This window comes from Arthrobacter sp. AQ5-05 (assembly GCF_003287975.1).
In the GTDB taxonomy this organism is placed as follows: Bacteria; Actinomycetota; Actinomycetes; order Actinomycetales; family Micrococcaceae; genus Paeniglutamicibacter.
In genome coordinates this window covers 1-15,286 of sequence record NZ_QMKQ01000024.1, presented here as the reverse complement: position 1 = coordinate 15,286, position 15,286 = coordinate 1, and the positions used below count along the sequence as shown (strand labels likewise).

The following is a 15,286-nucleotide window of genomic DNA, read 5'->3' as shown; positions in this document are numbered from 1 at the left end:
GTGTTCGGCTCGATGGAGGCGCGGGTGGCGGCCGCGGCCTGGTTCATCGAGGACAGTGCGGCGCGGGGAACGAGTGCCGGTTCCGGTGTGGCTGGCTGGTTCGTGCTCATGGTGCGTTCCCTTCGGTGGTGGCGGTGGGCCGTGCGGCAAACCATGGTGTATCTGCAAATCAGTTTGTAACGAGAACTTGTTTGTTTGAAGTGACCTAGGAAAAACCTTTGGCGCCCGTCCCGGACCGTGCCCCCGGTAGTCTGGAGGGGTGAAAGAAACCGCCAAAAACCAGGTCACGGCCCCCGACTCCGCGCGCGGGCTGGGACGCACCATCCTGGCGCTGGCGGTTCCCGCTCTCGGCGCACTGATCGCCGAGCCGCTCTTCCTGCTGGCGGACATGGCCATTATTGGGCACCTGGGTATCAACGAGCTGGCCGGCGCCGGGCTGGGGACCACGGTCCTGCAGACCGCCGTGGGACTCATGGTGTTCCTGGCATACTCCACCACCCCGGCGGTGGCACGGGCCATCGGCGCAGGAGACATGGGCAAGGCAATGGCCGCCGGGCGCGACGGGATCTGGCTTGCCGTCGTCCTGGGCGTGGTCCTGGCGCTGGCCGGGTTCTTCGGGGCCCCGATGCTGGCCGCCGCCATGGGTGCCGAGGGCGAGGTGCGTGGGTTCGCGGTGGACTACATCCAATATTCCACCTTCGGCATACCAGCGATGCTGCTGGTGCTCGCCGCAACCGGGGTGCTGCGCGGCATGCAGGACACCAGGACCCCGCTGTACGTGGCCGGGGTCGGCTTTGCCGCCAACATCGCGCTGAACTTCATCCTGGTCTATCCGCTGGGCATGTCCGTTGCGGGTGCCGCGCTGGGCACCTCGATCGCCCAGTGGGGGATGGCAGCGGTCTACCTGTGGATGCTTGTCCCGCGGATCCGCAAGTCCGGACAGTCGCTGGCCCCCCACCCCCGCGGGGTGCTTGGCACCGGACAGGTCGGATCCTGGCTGATGCTTCGCACGCTCTCGCTGCGTCTGGCCCTGCTCGCCACGGTCTGGGTTGCCACCGGCCAGGGGGCGCTCACGCTCGCGGCACACCAACTGGTGTTCACCATCTTCACCTTCATGGCCTTCGCCCTGGACGCGCTGGCCATCGCCGCGCAGGCGCTGATCGGCAAGGAGCTGGGTGCCGGGAATGCAGGGCGGACCAACCTGCTGACCAAGACCATGTGCCGCTGGGGCGTGTACTTCGGGCTGGCAACCGGCGCGGTACTGGCTCTCATCGCGCCCTTTGTGGGTGCGCTGTTCACCACGGATGACTCGGTGCGCCAGGCGACCATGGTCGGGGTCTGGATCCTCGCCGCGTCCCAGCCGGTGTGTGGCCTGGTGTTCGTGCTTGACGGCGTGCTCATCGGCGCCGGGGATGCACGCTACCTGGCGGTCGCCGGCATGATCAACCTGGCGGCCTACCTGCCGATGTTGTTTTTCGTCACGCTTTTCGAACACCCCGGGGTCTCCGCCGTCGCCTGGATCTGGGTGGCCTTCGGGCTCGGGTTCATGCTGGCCCGCGCCGCAACCCTGTCCTGGCGGGTGCGCAACGGCAAGTGGATGCGCCTGGGGGCCTGAGGCGCGGGGCGCTCAGGCCTCCAGGCTGCCGGGATCGGTGAACTGCTGGGCCATGGCGTTGCGGATGGAGCGCAGGTGCACGCGCATGGCTTCCTCCGCCGCCCGTGCATCCGCCGCGGCGAGGGCGGCGTGGATGGCCTCGTGCTCGGCAAGCTCGGTGGGGCGCCCATGTAGTGCTGCAGCCCGGGAAGCAGGTGGTGGGCGCGGGCGGTCTCGTCGAAGCAGTGCCGCAAGGAATCTGCCAGGTGTGAATTGCGCGATGCATCCGAGATGGCTTGGTGGAAGTCTTGGGACGCATTCATGGCGCCCAGCGGGTCGGCGGCAGAGAGCACCGCCTGGGCGTCGAGCAGCTGGCGCGTGCGGTTCCAGGAGTATGCGCAGGTCCAGGGTCTTCTGCACGTCGGTCAGGCCCATGGTGCGCACCAGGTAGCGCTTCTTCGGCAACACAGTGAGCGGGCTCTGGGAAGTGAGCAGGCGCAGCGCCTCCCGAACTGGGTCTTGGAGACGGCGTATTCCTCTGCCAGCCGCTGGTTCCAGCGCTACCCGTGGAAGGACCGCGAAAAGTCCCGGGCGCTGCTGCAGCGCGCGGCAGCGGCGGGCTACGACACCCTGCGGGTCACCGTCGACACCCCGGTGGCCGGCCAGCGGCTGCGCGATGCCCGCAACGGCATGGTCATCCCGCCCAAGCTGAACCTCAAGACCGTGCTGGACGCCTCCTGCCGCCCCGAATGGTGGTTCAACTAACGTGTTGAGTGTGGAATCCTGATCCTTCGGGGCCGGGAGGGCGCGTCACCGGGTGGCTCGTTTCGGTGTTTTCGATCGGGATGTACTGCCGGTGCGAGGGCGACCAACCACGGGCACCCGACAGCTGGTTTGTCAACGTGCCTGCGATGGCCCTTCCGGCGCGACCGGGACGACACCCCTTTGAGCGACTTCAGCAACCCCGAAAGCCAGACTGTCGGAAGACCGTGGACTAATGGAGGAACAAGGCCTTCTGCACCAGCGGATTCCGTGGGCTTCGCAACAAGACCGTCGCCCCCTGCTTCGCGAGCGTCCCGCACGTACCAGGGGGCTCCCGGTTCGGGGCCCGCCACGGCCAAGTGGACATGGATGTCCCGAAGGGTTGGTCGTCCACGGCGAGCATCCGGGTGATGCTCCCGGCGGGGAAGGAAACATGAAGCGCACCATCACGGTCAAGCTGCAGCCCGCCGCCGCCGAGGCCGATTCCCTGATGCGCACCCTGGTGGCCTGCAACGAGGCCGCTACGTTTGCCGCCCGGGCCTACCACGAACGCCAGGCCGAGGGCAGGCGGACCCTCCAGGGGCTGGTCTACCCCGAGCTGAAAGCCCGCGGGCTCTAGGCCCAGCCCTCCCTGCTGGTGATCAGCAAGGTCGCTGGGGCCTACGCCACGATGAGGGCGAATCTGAAGGCCGGAAGCTACGGCAAGAAGGACTCCGAGCGACGCAAGGCCGTGGAGGTCAAACCCATCAAGTTCCGCCCCACCGCCGCCCAGCCGTTCGACGACCGCTGCCTCTCTTGGCAGCACGACGCACGGACGGTGTCCATCTGGACGGTGGAGGGACGAATCAAGAACATCCCCTTCCTTGGCAAGCCGGAACACCTGGGCCTGCTGGCCTCCAGCCGAAAGGGCGAAACCGACCTGATGTACGTCGGCGGGGAATACCACTTGGCCGCGACCATCGACAAACCGGCCCCGGAACCGCTGGACCCGGTCGGGTTCATCGGGGTGGATTTGGGCATCGTGAACATCGCCACCACCTCCACCGGACAGAACTGGTCCGGCGGAGCAGTCACCGAAAAGAGGAAGAAAGACCGGCTCCTGCGTGGAAAGCTTCAGGCGAAGGGGACCAAGTCCGCCAAGCGCCTGGCCAGGAAGCGTGCCAGGAAGGAATCCCGGTTCGCCACCGACACCAACCACAAGATCAGCAAGAAGATTGTGACCGAGGCCCAACGCACCGGACGCGGCATCACCCTGGAGAAACTGACGGGCATCCGCGACCGCGCACGGCTACGCAAGCCCCAACGGGTCGCACTCCATACCTGGGCCTTCGCCCAGCTCGGCGCCTTCATTTCCTACAAGGCGATGGCCGCCGGGGTCCCGGTTCTCTTCGTCGATCCCGCCTACACCTCCCAGGAATGCTCCCAGCCCGGGTGCGGGTACATCGACAGGAAGAACCGGCCGAACCAAGCGGATTTCGTCTGCCGGAAGTGTGGCACCTCGTTGGGTTCCGACGACAACGCCAGCCGGAACATCCGGAACCGCGGCGAAGGCCTCTGGGCAGTAATCAGCTGTCCGCACGCAGCCTAAACACCACACCCAGTGGTGGACACGAGCAGTAAACCCGGCCCTTCAAGGCCGGGGACCTTGATCTTCCTGACCACCGACTCGCTGAAGTTCGCCTCGTTGTCCAACAGCGCCACCGACCTGCCCACGCTGATCAACTCGATGTTCGACCCGACGCTGTCCTTTGCGGACCTGGAATGGATCCGCTCCATCTGGGACGGGAAGCTCTTCGTCAAGGGTGTGCTCACCGCGCAGGACGCCCGCAAGTCCATCGCCGCCGGGGCCGACGGGCTGGTCGTCTCCAACCACGGCGGCCGCCAGCTGGACCGCGCGCCGGTCTCCTTCGAGGCACTGGCCGAGGTCCGCGCCGAGGTGGGTGCGGGAACCGAGATCATCCTGGACTCGGGCATCATGTCCGGCGCCGACATCGTCGCCTCGCTGTGTGCCGGAGCCGACTTCGTGCTCTTCGGACAGGCCTATCTCTACGGCCTGATGGCCGGAGTGGAAGCGGGCGTGGATCGGGTCATCGAGCTGCTGGCCAAGGAGATCGAGGCCAACATGCAGCTCATGGGAGCCGCGACTATCGCGGACGTGGGCCCGGAGCTGATCCGCCGGCGGCCCGGGCGCGAATAAGGCCCAGGGCCCCGCTGCCGGTAGACTCATGGGCGTGCCTGCAGTAAAGATCCCCGCAACCATTGCCGCCGAAGTAGCCGTCCCAGTCATGGGGCGCGCCGCCACGGCCGCCGGTTTTGCGCTCCTGTCCATCTTCTGGCCCGCCGCCACCAACCAGGTGCTGGCGTATGCGCTGGCCGCCTTCATGGTGGTCAGCTCGAAGTTCCTCTGGGACTACGCCAGTGCCCCGAGCGCGCCGAAGTCGGTGCGCGGTCTCTACGCGGGGGCCGCGGTGGTCATGATCATCGCGGGTCTGGCGATGGCCTTCCGGCCCGAGACGCTGGTGATCGCGATCGCTGCGGCAGCGGCCTGGATCATCGCCGGGGTGCTGGAAATCGTCGTCTTCATCCGCCACCGCGCAGACTTCGCCCCGTTCAAGGACCAGCTGGTCACCGGCTTCGTGTCGCTGGGCGCCGGTGCCGCCCTGCTGATGGGGCTGGACCTGGACGCGCACGGATTGCTCGGCCTGGCCGGCGGCGGGGCCATCATCCTCGCGGTGTTCGAACTGATATCGGCCTTCGGCCTGCGCCATGCGGCCAAGGAACCCGAGACCGGGCTTTGGAGCTAGAATAGATGTTGAACCAAAAATCCGTAGGAGGGCCTTTCGTGGGCAACACCCCAGCCGAGCAGAAGAAGTCTTGGCAGCAGAGCATCAAGGCACCCCTGTCGTTCTCCCTGGTCATGGCCATCATCGCGGGTGTCATCGCCACCATCTCGGCAACCGGCGGGTCCGAGAACCCGTTGCGGATCGACATCGGGCTGGTCGCCTTCGGCGTCGCCTTTGTCGCCTGCCTGCTGGTCATCTCCGTGATGACCATGGCCGGCAAGGACAACCCCGAGGAAATGGGCACGGGATCGGGCGTCAACCGCTCGTCGTCCACACCGGACGAAAAGCCGGACACCAAGAAGTAGATAGTCGTTTCACCGTTGCCGCCCTGGAAAAATCCGGGCGGCTTCGCTGCTTAACGAGCGGATCGGTGGCTGCCGGAGGCTGGCCGAGGTGCTCAGCCAGGGCGCATCATGGATGAAACGCCGCAGATGGGCATCGATTCGCCGCTGATTTCTTGTCGGTTTGATGCAGGCGGTTCCGCATCGGACACCGCCACGGTGAGGTTGCCCCGTCGCACATGTTCCACCCGGGAGGAAGCATCGCAGGCGAAGGCGCGACACCGTTGGGCAAGCTGTTCGCAATCCTGCCAATGGCGGGATTCCTTGCGTGCGTCCCGGTGTTTGTGGCACTGCCGTTCATCGCGGGCGTCGTGATCCACGGGACCGCATCCATCCGCGAAGGTGCCCTGCCCTGGCTCGTTCCCATCTGCGTGGGTGCGCTGATGGCCAGCCTGGCCCTGGACCCGCTCGTTGACATGGTGGCCGACCGGTTCCTGCCCGGCAACAGGCTCGTCACCGGGGCTGCTGGCGTTCCTCCCGATGGTCAAGCGATCAGCGGGAAGGTCCAGGGCACAGCGGCAATAGCCTGCGGCGCCGGGTGTCCGGGGACTGCGGCGGACAGCCACGTTGAGCGTCAGACATCCCTGGGGGCAGGGCGCCGGCTGGACGCCGGGAAACGTTCCTAGAGCGCCGGCTCGGCGCCGTCACGTCCGCCCCAGCGGTCCAAAAACTCCTCGTGTCCCAGCTCCTCCAGGTCGGAGCGGACCATCGCCACCAGTGACTCGGCCTCCTCGATGCTGCCGGCATTGATGCGCAGCACCTCGGCGTCGTTGTCGATGCGGTGGACCACGACGGCGGCTCCGACGGCATCGGACCCGTCCCCACCGAAGAATGCATCGACCAGGCCGGCCGCCCAGCGGGCCGCGGCGCGGACCGGGCCGTCATTGGACTTCTCCAGTTCGACTTCGTACTCGTCAGCTGCGTGCGGTTGCGGGACTTCTTCGCTGTTCACGGGGACTCCTCCGTTCGGCGGGCCGAATGCACTTTCGCCCCATGGCTCCAGTGTATGGTCACACCCCGGGTTTTTGCTCGGATTTCCGGTGGCGGTATGCGCGAACGTGCTCGCGGTTGGCGCAGTTGCCGGTGTCGCAGTAGCGCTTGGATCGGTTTCGGGACAGATCCAGCAGCACCGCCTCGCAGTCCGTGGCCGCGCAGACCCGCAGCCGGGACAATTCCCTTGAGCGCAGCACATCGACCAGCGCCATGGCGGCTTCGACCGCCATGCGTTCGCTCAGCGGCGCCTCCGGGGTGGTGGCGTGGATGTGGTATTCCCAGCCGTCATGCTTGACCAGCTGCGGCAACGCCCGGGCGTTGCGCAGGATGTTGTTGACCGCATCCACCGACTGTTGCTCGTCGGCCAGCCAGATGCCATGCAGCTGGCTGCGCAGCTGGCGCACCGAGCGCAGTTCCGCCTCATTGCGGGTGCGTGATCCGGTGAACCCCTGCTGGTCCAGGAAGTGGTCGAGGTCCGCGCCGGTGCGCAGGTCGTCGGAATCCTGGGTTGCCGAGTTGATGAGCGCCACGATGGTGCCCAGGGCAACTTCTGTGTCAGGGGCAAAGATCATTGTGACTCCTGTGGGGGCGCGTGGATTGACGGACGAACCCGTGTGGTTCTAGTGTCATTAGCATACATACTTTTACTCCTGACAGTCGATTTGGCTCCCGTGCCCCTCGACCGTCGGAGCAACCTCGCCCCAGGGAGCGTTTCGCCGTGCCAAGAGAAGAAATCCATACACAGGTGGCACCTTCGGCGCCGCTCCCGGTATCCCCGACGCTGCGCAAGCCAGGCATGGGCGGGATCGGCATCGCCCTGTTTTCCTCGGCGGTCTTCGGGGTTTCGGGTTCGTTCGCCAAGGCATTGCTCGAAGCCGGATGGAGCCCTGCCGCGGCGGTCACCCTGCGCATGGCAGGTGCCGCCCTGGTGCTGCTGCTTCCGACGCTCTTGGTCATGCGCGGCAAATGGCCACTGGTGGCGAGCAACTGGAAGTCCATCCTGCTCTTTGGGCTCTTCGGCGTCGGCGCCTGCCAGTTCTTCTACTTCCTGGCCGTCGAACGCCTTGACGTCGGGGTGGCGCTGCTGCTGGAATACCTGGCGCCGGTGCTGATCGTGCTCTTCCTCTGGGTGAAGTTCCGCAAGCGGCCCAAGGTCATGACGATCGGGGGCACGCTGCTCTCGCTGGCCGGGCTCGTATTGGTTCTTGACCTCACCGGGGACACCCGGGTCGATCCGATCGGCGTCCTCTGGGGATTGGGTGCGGCAGTGGGGCTGACCGTGTACTTCTTCGTCAGCGCCCGGGCGGACGGCGCGCTGCCGCCGATCGTGCTGGCCACCGGCGGGCTGCTGGTCGGAGCGGCGGCCATGGGCCTGCTGGCCTTTGTTGGCCTGCTGGAGATGAAGATGACCTTCGTGCCGGTGCGGTTGGCGCAATGGGAGACGCAGTGGTGGGTGGCCTTGGGCGGGCTGATCCTCATTTCCACCGTCATTTCCTATGTCACCGGGATCATGGCCGCCCGCGCTCTGGGCTCGAAGCTGGCGTCCTTCATTTCCCTGACCGAGGTGCTCTTCGCGGTGCTCTGGGCGTGGCTGCTGCTGGGAGAGCTGCCCGCCGGTATCCAGCTGCTCGGCGGCGTGTTGATTGTCGGGGGCGTGCTGCTGGTGCGTGCCGACGAACTTCGCAGCCCGTAGCGAACTGATGCCTCGACCCGGACAAGCCAAACGCCGGACCCCTGCGCCTCCATCGCAGAAGGAGCGGGGGTGCCGGCGTCGTGCGAGCGGACGGAGCCTACTTGCGGCCGAAGCTGCGCAGGCGCAGCGAGTTGGCCACCACCAGCACGGAGCTGGCGGCCATCGCGGCCCCGGCGATCATCGGGTTCAGGAACCCGAGCGCGGCAATCGGGATGCCGGCGGTGTTGTAGGCGAAGGCCCAGAACAGGTTCATCTTGATGGTGCCCAGGGTCTTGCGGGACAGCTCGATGGACTGCGCCACCTGGGCCAGGTCGTTGCCCATGATGGTCAGGTCCGCGGCCTCGATGGCGACGTCGGTGCCCGATCCCATGGCGATGCCGAGGTCGGCCTGGGCCAGCGCCGGTGCGTCGTTCACGCCGTCGCCGACCATGGCGACAACCTGCCCGCGGGCCTGGAGCTCGCGCACGGCCCGGGCCTTGCCGTCCGGGAACACATCGGCGAAGACGTCTTCCTCGGCGATGCCCACCTGGGCGGCAACCAGCTTGGCGACCGCAGCGTTGTCACCGGTGAGCAGCACCGGGCGCAGGCCCAGTTCCTTCAGCTTGGCAATGGCGACGGCGGAGGATTCCTTGATGGTGTCGGTCAGGTTCACGAGTCCGGCGAAGGTTCCATCCACGCCGACCATGATGGAGGTGGCTCCGGCTTGCTGCGCCGCGGCCAGGACGGTGCGGTGCGCATCGGTGAGTTCGATGCCGTTTTCCTGCAACCAGCTTTCCCGGCCCGCGACAACCACTCGGGTGCCGACCGTGGCGCGCACGCCGCCGCCCGGTGCGGAATTGAATCCGCTGGTCTCTCGCAGCGAGTCCTTGGCGCGGGCAGCTGCGACGATCGCGTGGGCGATCGGGTGCTCGGAGGCTGACTCGGCGGCGCCGGCCAGGGCCAGCAACTGAGCCTCGTCGAATCCCGCGGCCGGGCTCAGCGAAGTGACGGCAAGGTTGCCCTCGGTGATGGTTCCGGTCTTGTCCAGCAGCACGGTGTCGATCTTGCGGGTGTCTTCCAGGACCTGCGGTCCGCGGATCAGGATGCCCAGCTGGGCCCCGCGACCGGTGCCGACCAGCAGCCCGATCGGCGTGGCCAGCCCCAGGGCGCACGGGCAAGCAATGACCAGCACGGCGACGGCTGCGGTGAATGCGGAGTTGACCTCTCCGGTGAACACCAGCCAGAGGATGAAGGTGAGAACCGCGGTGACCAGCACGATCGGCACGAAGACGGCGGAAATGCGATCGGCCAGCCGGGCGATGGGTGCCTTTCCGGTCTGCGCCTCGGATACCAGCCGGCTCATCTGGGCCAGGGTGGTGTCCGCCCCGACGCGGGTGGCGCGCACCAGCAGGGCCCCGGAGGTGTTGATGGTGGCACCGGTGACGGTGTCGTCCGGCCCCACCTCGACGGGCACCGATTCACCGGTGACCAGGGCGGTGTCGATGGCCGAGTGCCCGGCGACGACGTAGCCGTCGGTGGCGATCTTCTCCCCGGGCCGGACGACGAACTCGTCGCCGGGAACCAGCTCAGAGGCCGCGATCTGTGTTTCCACGCCGTTGCGAAGCACCGTGGCTTCCTTGGCGCCCAGGTCCAGCAAGGCCTTCAGCGCGTTGCCGGCGCGGGATTTGGCGCGGGCCTCGAGCCATCGGCCGAGCAGCAGGAACGTGGCCACGACGCCTGCGGTTTCGAAGTACAGGGCGTGTTCGCTCATCGACATGCCGATGTGGGCCGTGATGTTCGGGTCGGCGATCAGCTGCCAGAGCGAGAAGAAATAGGCTGCCAGCACACCGATGGAGACCAGGGTGTCCATCGTGGAGGCGAAGTGGCGGGCATTGATCGCCGCGGCGCGGTGGAACGGCCAGGCGGACCAGAAGACCACGGGCGTTGCCAGGACGAGGGCGACCCAGCCCCAGTGGGGGAATTGCGCCCCGGGAATCATGGAAATGATGAACAGCGGCACCGTGAAGATCGCACCGATCACCAGGCGCTTTTTCAGCTCGTCTCCCGCGGTGTCCGACGCGTGGTTGGTGCCCAGCTGCTTGCTCGGTTCGCCCGTGGCGGCGGGCGAGGGAGCTTCGCCGGATTCCCCGTTCCCGGGGGTACCCGTGGCGGCGTACTGGTCGACCTTGAGGCTTGCCTGGTAGCCGGCAGACTGGACCGTTGCAATGAGCTGTTCATTGCTGACGTTTTCGGGGACCGTGATGCGTGCCGATTCCAGGGGCAGGTTCACGAGGGCCTCGACGCCGTCGATCTTTCCAAGTTTTCGCTCGACTCGGCCCACACAGGATGCGCACGTCATGCCCCGGATATCCAGTTCGACGATGCGTTGGTTGGCGGGGAACGTGATGTCGTTGCTCATGATTCCATTTCTTGTCTCGGCCGCGGGCGGAAGATCCCGACGTCCGGTCCGGACCCCTGCCCTGGGGCGAGCGGGGGAGAAGCTTAGGCGCTTGCGGAGACGAGCGTGTAGCCGGCCTCCGTCACTGCGGCTTCGAGAACCGAGTTCTCGACGGGGGAGTTGGTGGTGACGACGGCGGTGGATGTTCCTCCGGCGGACAGGATGACCTCGACGTTGCTGACACCGGGAACCTCGTTGAGTTCCTCGCTGACGGAGGCGACGCAGTGGCCGCAGGTCATACCAGCAATCTTCAGGGTGATGGTGCTCTGGTTCATGGTTTCCTCGGAGGGCTTGGCGGTGATGGTGAGGCCTTCGTTTGAGTTGCTTCCGCAGCCGCAGCCGCCGCAACCGCAGCTTGATTCGTTGCTCATGAGTTCTCCTTGAGGGGTTGTTGAAAAGTGGTGGGGGTAATTAGCGCAGCAGGCGGCCGATGGCCGTTGTCACTTCGCTGACCTTGTCGTCCACGTAGGACCGGTCCCCGGTTTGAACGCTCTGTTCCGCGGCATTCACGACGCAATGGGAAACGTGTTCTTCCAGCAGGCCGAGACTTACCTTGTGCAGGGCCGCATTGATGGCAGAGATCTGCGCGAGGATGTCGATGCAGTACTTGTCCTCGTTCACCATGCGGCTGACGCCGCGAACCTGGCCTTCGATGCGGCTGAGCCGCTTTGTCAGGGCTTCCTTGTTGGCCGTATATCCGTGCCCGACGTGTGCGTCGAGGGGAAGGGCAATGTTTTCCATACCCAAACAATACCCCCTGCGGGTATATTGTCAAGTACCCCTATGGGGTATTCGATTTGTGGCAGGTTGATAGTTTTGGATCATGCAGATCAGCGAGAACCAGCCCTTTGTCCCTGTCATTCTCGGCGGTGACATCGGCGCCTACTCGTTGGCGCGGGAATTCCACGAGCAATACGACGTCCATTCGGTGGTTGTCCCCTCGGTGATGACCGGGATTACCGAGCATTCGCGCATCCTGCTGCCGCGGCCCTTCGCGCAGCAGGACGACCCTGAGGCGTTTGCCGCCTTCGTCTTGAGGTTGGGACGCGAATTCGGAGGTTCCAACGGCACCAAGCGGCCGCTGCTGCTGCTGGGTGCGGCGGACCAGCACATCCGCTTCATCGCCACGCACGCCGAGGAGCTCTCCGAATGGTTCACCATCCCGTACGTCGGCAACGTGGAACTGGACCGGGCCACGGAGAAGGACGCCTTCTACCAACTCTGCCGCGACCTGGGCGTGAGCTACCCGGCGACAGTGGTCCATGACTGTTCCGGCAGTTCCGTTGACGCCCCGGCGCTGGAAGCCGAGCTGGCCGCCGAAGGGGTGCCGTTCCCGGCCATCGTGAAGCCATCGGACGGGGTTGCCTGGGGAACCCTGGAATTCCCGGGCAAGAAGAAGGTCCACACGGTTGCCTCGCTGGCGGAACTCACCGACCTGGCGGACAAGGCGTCCGCCGCCGGGTACGCCGGCACCCTCGTCATCCAGGACCTGATCCCGGGCGATGACAGTGGCATGCACCTGGCCACGTTCTTCAGCGACAAGGCCGGCCGGGTGCGCTTTGTCTCCTGCGGCCGGGTCATCGTCGAGGAGCATGCTCCCGGCGCCCTGGGCAATTCGGCGGCCATCGTCGCCCAGCCAAACGATGTCGCGGTGGCCGAGGGAACCCGGCTGCTTGAGGAACTCGGATGGACCGGATTCTCCATGTTCGACATGAAGCTGGACCCGCGCGACGGGGCGTACAAGTTCTTCGAGTTGAATCCCCGCCTGGGCCGGAACCACTTCTATGTCACCGCGGCCGGGCACAACGTCACACGTTTCTACGTCGAGGAGTACCTGCGCGGCGGACTGGCCGGGGGCAACGACCTGCAGGTGGCCAGCGAGCGCCACCTCTACAACATCCTTCCGCTGCGGCTCCTGCGACGCTATGTGCCCGGCGACATGAAAAACGGGGTGGAGGAACTGATTTCGTCCAAGAGGTATAGCCATCCGCTGTACTACAAGAAGGAAACCAACCCCCGGCGTTGGCTCTACATCCTGCTGAGCACCGTGAACCACTACCGCAAGTTCAAGCGCCACCACCCGGCAGCCTAGAGTTCCGAACCCGGCCCGGCGTAGAGTGAAGAAAAGCCCTCGGGGGGCGGTTCTAAGGGAGGCAATAATGGGTGACTACAAGTTGTACACGGATGCCGAGCGTACGTCGTATCTATCACCGGCATGTGAGCGTTGCGGGCAACGCCGGCACGTCGTGTGGGAGGACAAAGGCGAGGCCGAAGCCCACTGGTTGCCTCGCGACGCCGGTTGTACCAATGAGGCCTGCACGGCCTGATCCGAAGCGTTCCCGGAGGGCCAAGCGGGCGCAAACATGAGGCGGGTCGCCGGGCCATGCCCGGTGACCCCCCTTTCACATGCGGCTAGGCCCCCTGGACGGCCGACATGTCCATCCAGCCAACCTCCCATTCGTGCCCGTCGGGATCCAGGAATGCCACCGAATACATGCCCGGGAACTCCTCGGCTGCCTCTCGATAAATCGTGCCGCCATGGGCGAGGGCGCGGCTGGCGAACTCGTCGACCTCTTCGCGGGTTTCCCCGCTGATGGCGTTGAGCACCTCGCGGGGCCCGGCGCCGTAGGTGGCCTCGTCGCCATGGCGCAGGAATGAGGAATAGAACTCCTCGGTGAGCACCATGACCCAGATGGTTTCGGTGATCATCCAGGCGCTGGCGACCTCGTTGGAGAAATCGGTGTTCTTCTCGAATCCCAGCCCGGCGTAAAAAGTGTCCGAGGTTTCCAGGTCCTTGGTGGGAAGATTGACGAAAATCATGCGTGCCATCGGATCGTTCCTTTGTTGGTGTGCGATGGATGAGTCGGGAAATCATCCCGCACCCATGATCCGTTCCATTCCGTTGCGGTGGCAATAGCAGACGGCAATTCCCACCCGTCTGATCGCCCGAAACGGCCTGACCTGCCGACTTTCGGAGGCCTTGGCCATTCGCTCGATGTCCCGCGAGCGGCGTGCGAATCGCTGCCTTGTGTTGAGAGGTTCGCCCCCGGGCGGCCCGAGCGACTCCGCCGGGGTTCTGCTGCTGTCGAATCTCCCCTAAGCTAGGACCTAAATCGTGAAGGGGGTCACACGGATTGCCGCTTGGGTGCCCGTGCACCGATTTCCTGACTCGTGGAAGGTGAAAGATGCCTCTGGTGACTCCGGCCTCGATGGCTCTGCAGCGCCGTGCGCTTGCTGCGCACGAGGATTTGGGAGCCGGCACCCCGGACGACGCGGCATGGCAGCTTCGCGATGTGGTCCGCGAATCATGGTTGCGCTCTCTGGAGTACAGGAACAGCGTCGAATCCAATGCCCACACGGTGCTCAGCGATGAGGCACTGCGTGATTTGCGGACCGCCTCGCCGCTGCGCTTGGTGTTGCCCGTCTTTGACCGCCTGCTCCTGGAGCCGACGCGGGACACCAATCTGATCCTTGCCATCGGCGATCCCAATGGGCGCCTGCTCTGGGTCAAGGGCGATGGTCAGGTGCTGCGTGACGCCGAATCCATGGCCTTTGTCCCCGGTGCAGACTGGTCCGAACGCGCCGTTGGAACATCCGCACCTGGAACCGCACTGGTCACCGGCGGGGGAGTGCAGGTTGCCGGCGCCGAGCACTTCGATCCCATTGCCCACCGTTGGAGTTGCACCGCGGTTCCCATCCACTCGCCGGACACCGGGGAGATGCTCGGGGTCGTGGACATCACCGGCGGCGCAGATGCCGTGGCTTCGCACTCACTGGCGCTCTTGAAAGCAGCCGTGGCGGCGGCCGAGTCGGAACTGCGCTGGCACCAAGAGCATGCCGAACCGGAACGCAGGTCCTTCATCGTTCCAGCCTCCCTCAAACCGCAGGCAACGCCTGTCCTCGAATCGACGCTGCACCTGACCTCCGGGTCGGGTGCGGAACTGCGCCGCGGAAACACGAGCATTGAGCTATCCACCCGGCATGCGGAGTTGCTTGCGTTGCTGAGCTGGCACCCCCGGGGCCTCAGTGGCGAGGAGCTTGTTGAGCTATTGCACGTCAATCCGGATGCGGCCGATGTGGGCACGCTTCGTGCCGAACTGGTGCGGTTGCGCAAGATGCTTGCAGACTTCGACAAGTCGTTGGTCCCGCTCTCGCGCCCCTACAGGTTGGGAACCCTGCCGCGATGCGATGCCCGCGAGGTCCTCAGGGCCATCGAGAAGGGCGACCTGGACGCCGCCCTGTCGCATTACGAGGGTCCCATCCTGCCGCGTTCGATGGCCCCTGGTATAGACGAGATCCGTGACGAGGTGTTCGCGGCCCTCCGCCAGGCAATGCTGCAAGACGGCAGCGACACGCAACTGATTCGCTTCCTGGAATTGTCCGAGGCCCAGGGCGACGAAGAGGTCTTGGGCACCACATTGCAAGTTTTGCCACCCCGTTCCCCGCACCGCGCCCTGGTGGTCGCGGCGCTGGAACGGATCAAATCCCGAGGCTAGTCGGTGAACATCGGCGGGGTGTATCCGGCGGTGCGCAGCTCGGGATGCCAGTAGAGGTTCCGTTCCGGGTCCCCGCGCGGCTGGCCCGCCCGGGCGACGACGTAGGGAATGCCGTTGATCATTTTCA

General features: G+C 65.7%; 17 protein-coding genes and 1 pseudogene. 11 read left to right on the top strand and 7 right to left on the bottom strand.

Going from position 1 to position 15,286, the window contains the following annotated elements:
• Positions 1-259: 259 nt before the first annotated feature.
• Positions 260-1,615 (top strand): MATE family efflux transporter, encoded by a 1,356-nt coding sequence (locus DQ353_RS16685; RefSeq protein WP_113764233.1) that lies wholly within the window; start codon positions 260-262, stop codon positions 1,613-1,615.
• 12 nt (positions 1,616-1,627) lie between these two features.
• On the opposite strand, the gene DQ353_RS22760 is transcribed toward DQ353_RS16685, so the two are convergent.
• On the bottom strand, positions 1,628-2,062 hold the full coding sequence (locus DQ353_RS22760) for a hypothetical protein (protein ID WP_181578457.1): 435 nt from the start codon (positions 2,060-2,062) through the stop codon (positions 1,628-1,630).
• A gap of 51 nt (positions 2,063-2,113) precedes the next feature.
• Here DQ353_RS22760 and DQ353_RS16675 point away from each other — a divergent pair, with 51 nt between their 5' ends.
• The 7 genes and pseudogenes from DQ353_RS16675 to DQ353_RS16650 all read left to right on the top strand — a co-directional run bounded on the left by DQ353_RS16675 (position 2,114) and on the right by DQ353_RS16650 (position 6,166).
• Complete coding sequence (locus DQ353_RS16675) at positions 2,114-2,359, top strand: alpha-hydroxy-acid oxidizing protein (RefSeq protein ID WP_502696409.1); 246 nt, start codon at positions 2,114-2,116, stop codon at positions 2,357-2,359.
• A gap of 430 nt (positions 2,360-2,789) precedes the next feature.
• Positions 2,790-2,975 carry a hypothetical protein gene (locus DQ353_RS22015; protein ID WP_220094038.1) on the top strand — a complete coding sequence of 62 codons (186 nt, stop codon included), beginning with the start codon at positions 2,790-2,792 and terminating at the stop codon, positions 2,973-2,975.
• Positions 2,976-2,993: 18 nt separating this feature from the next.
• Positions 2,994-3,944, top strand: coding sequence for an RNA-guided endonuclease InsQ/TnpB family protein (locus DQ353_RS16670; RefSeq protein WP_286166867.1), 951 nt, complete (start codon positions 2,994-2,996; stop codon positions 3,942-3,944).
• Between the two features lie 63 nt (positions 3,945-4,007).
• A pseudogene (locus DQ353_RS16665) lies at positions 4,008-4,553 on the top strand (alpha-hydroxy acid oxidase); the annotation flags it as partial.
• 34 nt (positions 4,554-4,587) lie between these two features.
• Complete coding sequence (locus DQ353_RS16660) at positions 4,588-5,160, top strand: DUF308 domain-containing protein (RefSeq protein WP_181578451.1); 573 nt, start codon at positions 4,588-4,590, stop codon at positions 5,158-5,160.
• 38 nt (positions 5,161-5,198) lie between these two features.
• On the top strand, positions 5,199-5,504 hold the full coding sequence (locus tag DQ353_RS16655) for a hypothetical protein (protein ID WP_113764227.1): 306 nt from the start codon (positions 5,199-5,201) through the stop codon (positions 5,502-5,504).
• Between the two features lie 260 nt (positions 5,505-5,764).
• Positions 5,765-6,166 carry a hypothetical protein gene (locus tag DQ353_RS16650; RefSeq protein WP_113764225.1) on the top strand — a complete coding sequence of 134 codons (402 nt, stop codon included), beginning with the start codon at positions 5,765-5,767 and terminating at the stop codon, positions 6,164-6,166.
• Here DQ353_RS16650 and DQ353_RS16645 read toward each other — a convergent pair.
• Together DQ353_RS16645 and DQ353_RS16640 are read right to left on the bottom strand one after the other, a co-directional pair.
• A complete protein-coding gene (locus DQ353_RS16645) occupies positions 6,163-6,492 on the bottom strand; it encodes a hypothetical protein (RefSeq protein WP_113764223.1) in 330 nt (109 codons plus the stop codon). The two genes, DQ353_RS16650 and DQ353_RS16645, sit on opposite strands and share 4 nt — an antisense overlap.
• Positions 6,493-6,550: 58 nt before the next feature.
• Complete coding sequence (locus tag DQ353_RS16640) at positions 6,551-7,105, bottom strand: CGNR zinc finger domain-containing protein (RefSeq protein ID WP_113764221.1); 555 nt, start codon at positions 7,103-7,105, stop codon at positions 6,551-6,553.
• Positions 7,106-7,251: 146 nt separating this feature from the next.
• Between DQ353_RS16640 and DQ353_RS16635 the strand changes: the two genes are divergently transcribed.
• Positions 7,252-8,226 carry an EamA family transporter gene (locus DQ353_RS16635; RefSeq protein ID WP_113764219.1) on the top strand — a complete coding sequence of 325 codons (975 nt, stop codon included), beginning with the start codon at positions 7,252-7,254 and terminating at the stop codon, positions 8,224-8,226.
• A gap of 97 nt (positions 8,227-8,323) precedes the next feature.
• Here the strand turns inward: DQ353_RS16635 and DQ353_RS16630 are convergent, their stop codons facing one another.
• From DQ353_RS16630 to DQ353_RS16620, 3 genes are all read right to left on the bottom strand, one after another.
• Positions 8,324-10,624, bottom strand: a complete 2,301-nt coding sequence (locus DQ353_RS16630) for a heavy metal translocating P-type ATPase (RefSeq protein ID WP_113764217.1) — start codon at positions 10,622-10,624, stop codon at positions 8,324-8,326.
• A gap of 83 nt (positions 10,625-10,707) precedes the next feature.
• Positions 10,708-11,034 (bottom strand): heavy-metal-associated domain-containing protein, encoded by a 327-nt coding sequence (locus DQ353_RS16625; RefSeq protein ID WP_113764215.1) that lies wholly within the window; start codon positions 11,032-11,034, stop codon positions 10,708-10,710.
• Positions 11,035-11,074: 40 nt separating this feature from the next.
• Positions 11,075-11,404, bottom strand: a complete 330-nt coding sequence (locus DQ353_RS16620) for a metal-sensitive transcriptional regulator (RefSeq protein ID WP_113764213.1) — start codon at positions 11,402-11,404, stop codon at positions 11,075-11,077.
• Positions 11,405-11,486: 82 nt separating this feature from the next.
• Here DQ353_RS16620 and DQ353_RS16615 point away from each other — a divergent pair, with 82 nt between their 5' ends.
• Complete coding sequence (locus DQ353_RS16615; RefSeq protein ID WP_113764211.1) at positions 11,487-12,755, top strand: carboxylate--amine ligase; 1,269 nt, start codon at positions 11,487-11,489, stop codon at positions 12,753-12,755.
• A gap of 320 nt (positions 12,756-13,075) precedes the next feature.
• Here DQ353_RS16615 and DQ353_RS16610 read toward each other — a convergent pair whose 3' ends face one another.
• Positions 13,076-13,492 (bottom strand): VOC family protein, encoded by a 417-nt coding sequence (locus DQ353_RS16610; RefSeq protein ID WP_113764209.1) that lies wholly within the window; start codon positions 13,490-13,492, stop codon positions 13,076-13,078.
• Positions 13,493-13,848: 356 nt separating this feature from the next.
• On the opposite strand from DQ353_RS16610, the gene DQ353_RS16605 reads away from it, so the two are divergent.
• Positions 13,849-15,159, top strand: a complete 1,311-nt coding sequence (locus tag DQ353_RS16605; RefSeq protein ID WP_113764207.1) for a GAF domain-containing protein — start codon at positions 13,849-13,851, stop codon at positions 15,157-15,159.
• The last annotated feature ends 127 nt before the right edge of the window (positions 15,160-15,286 follow it).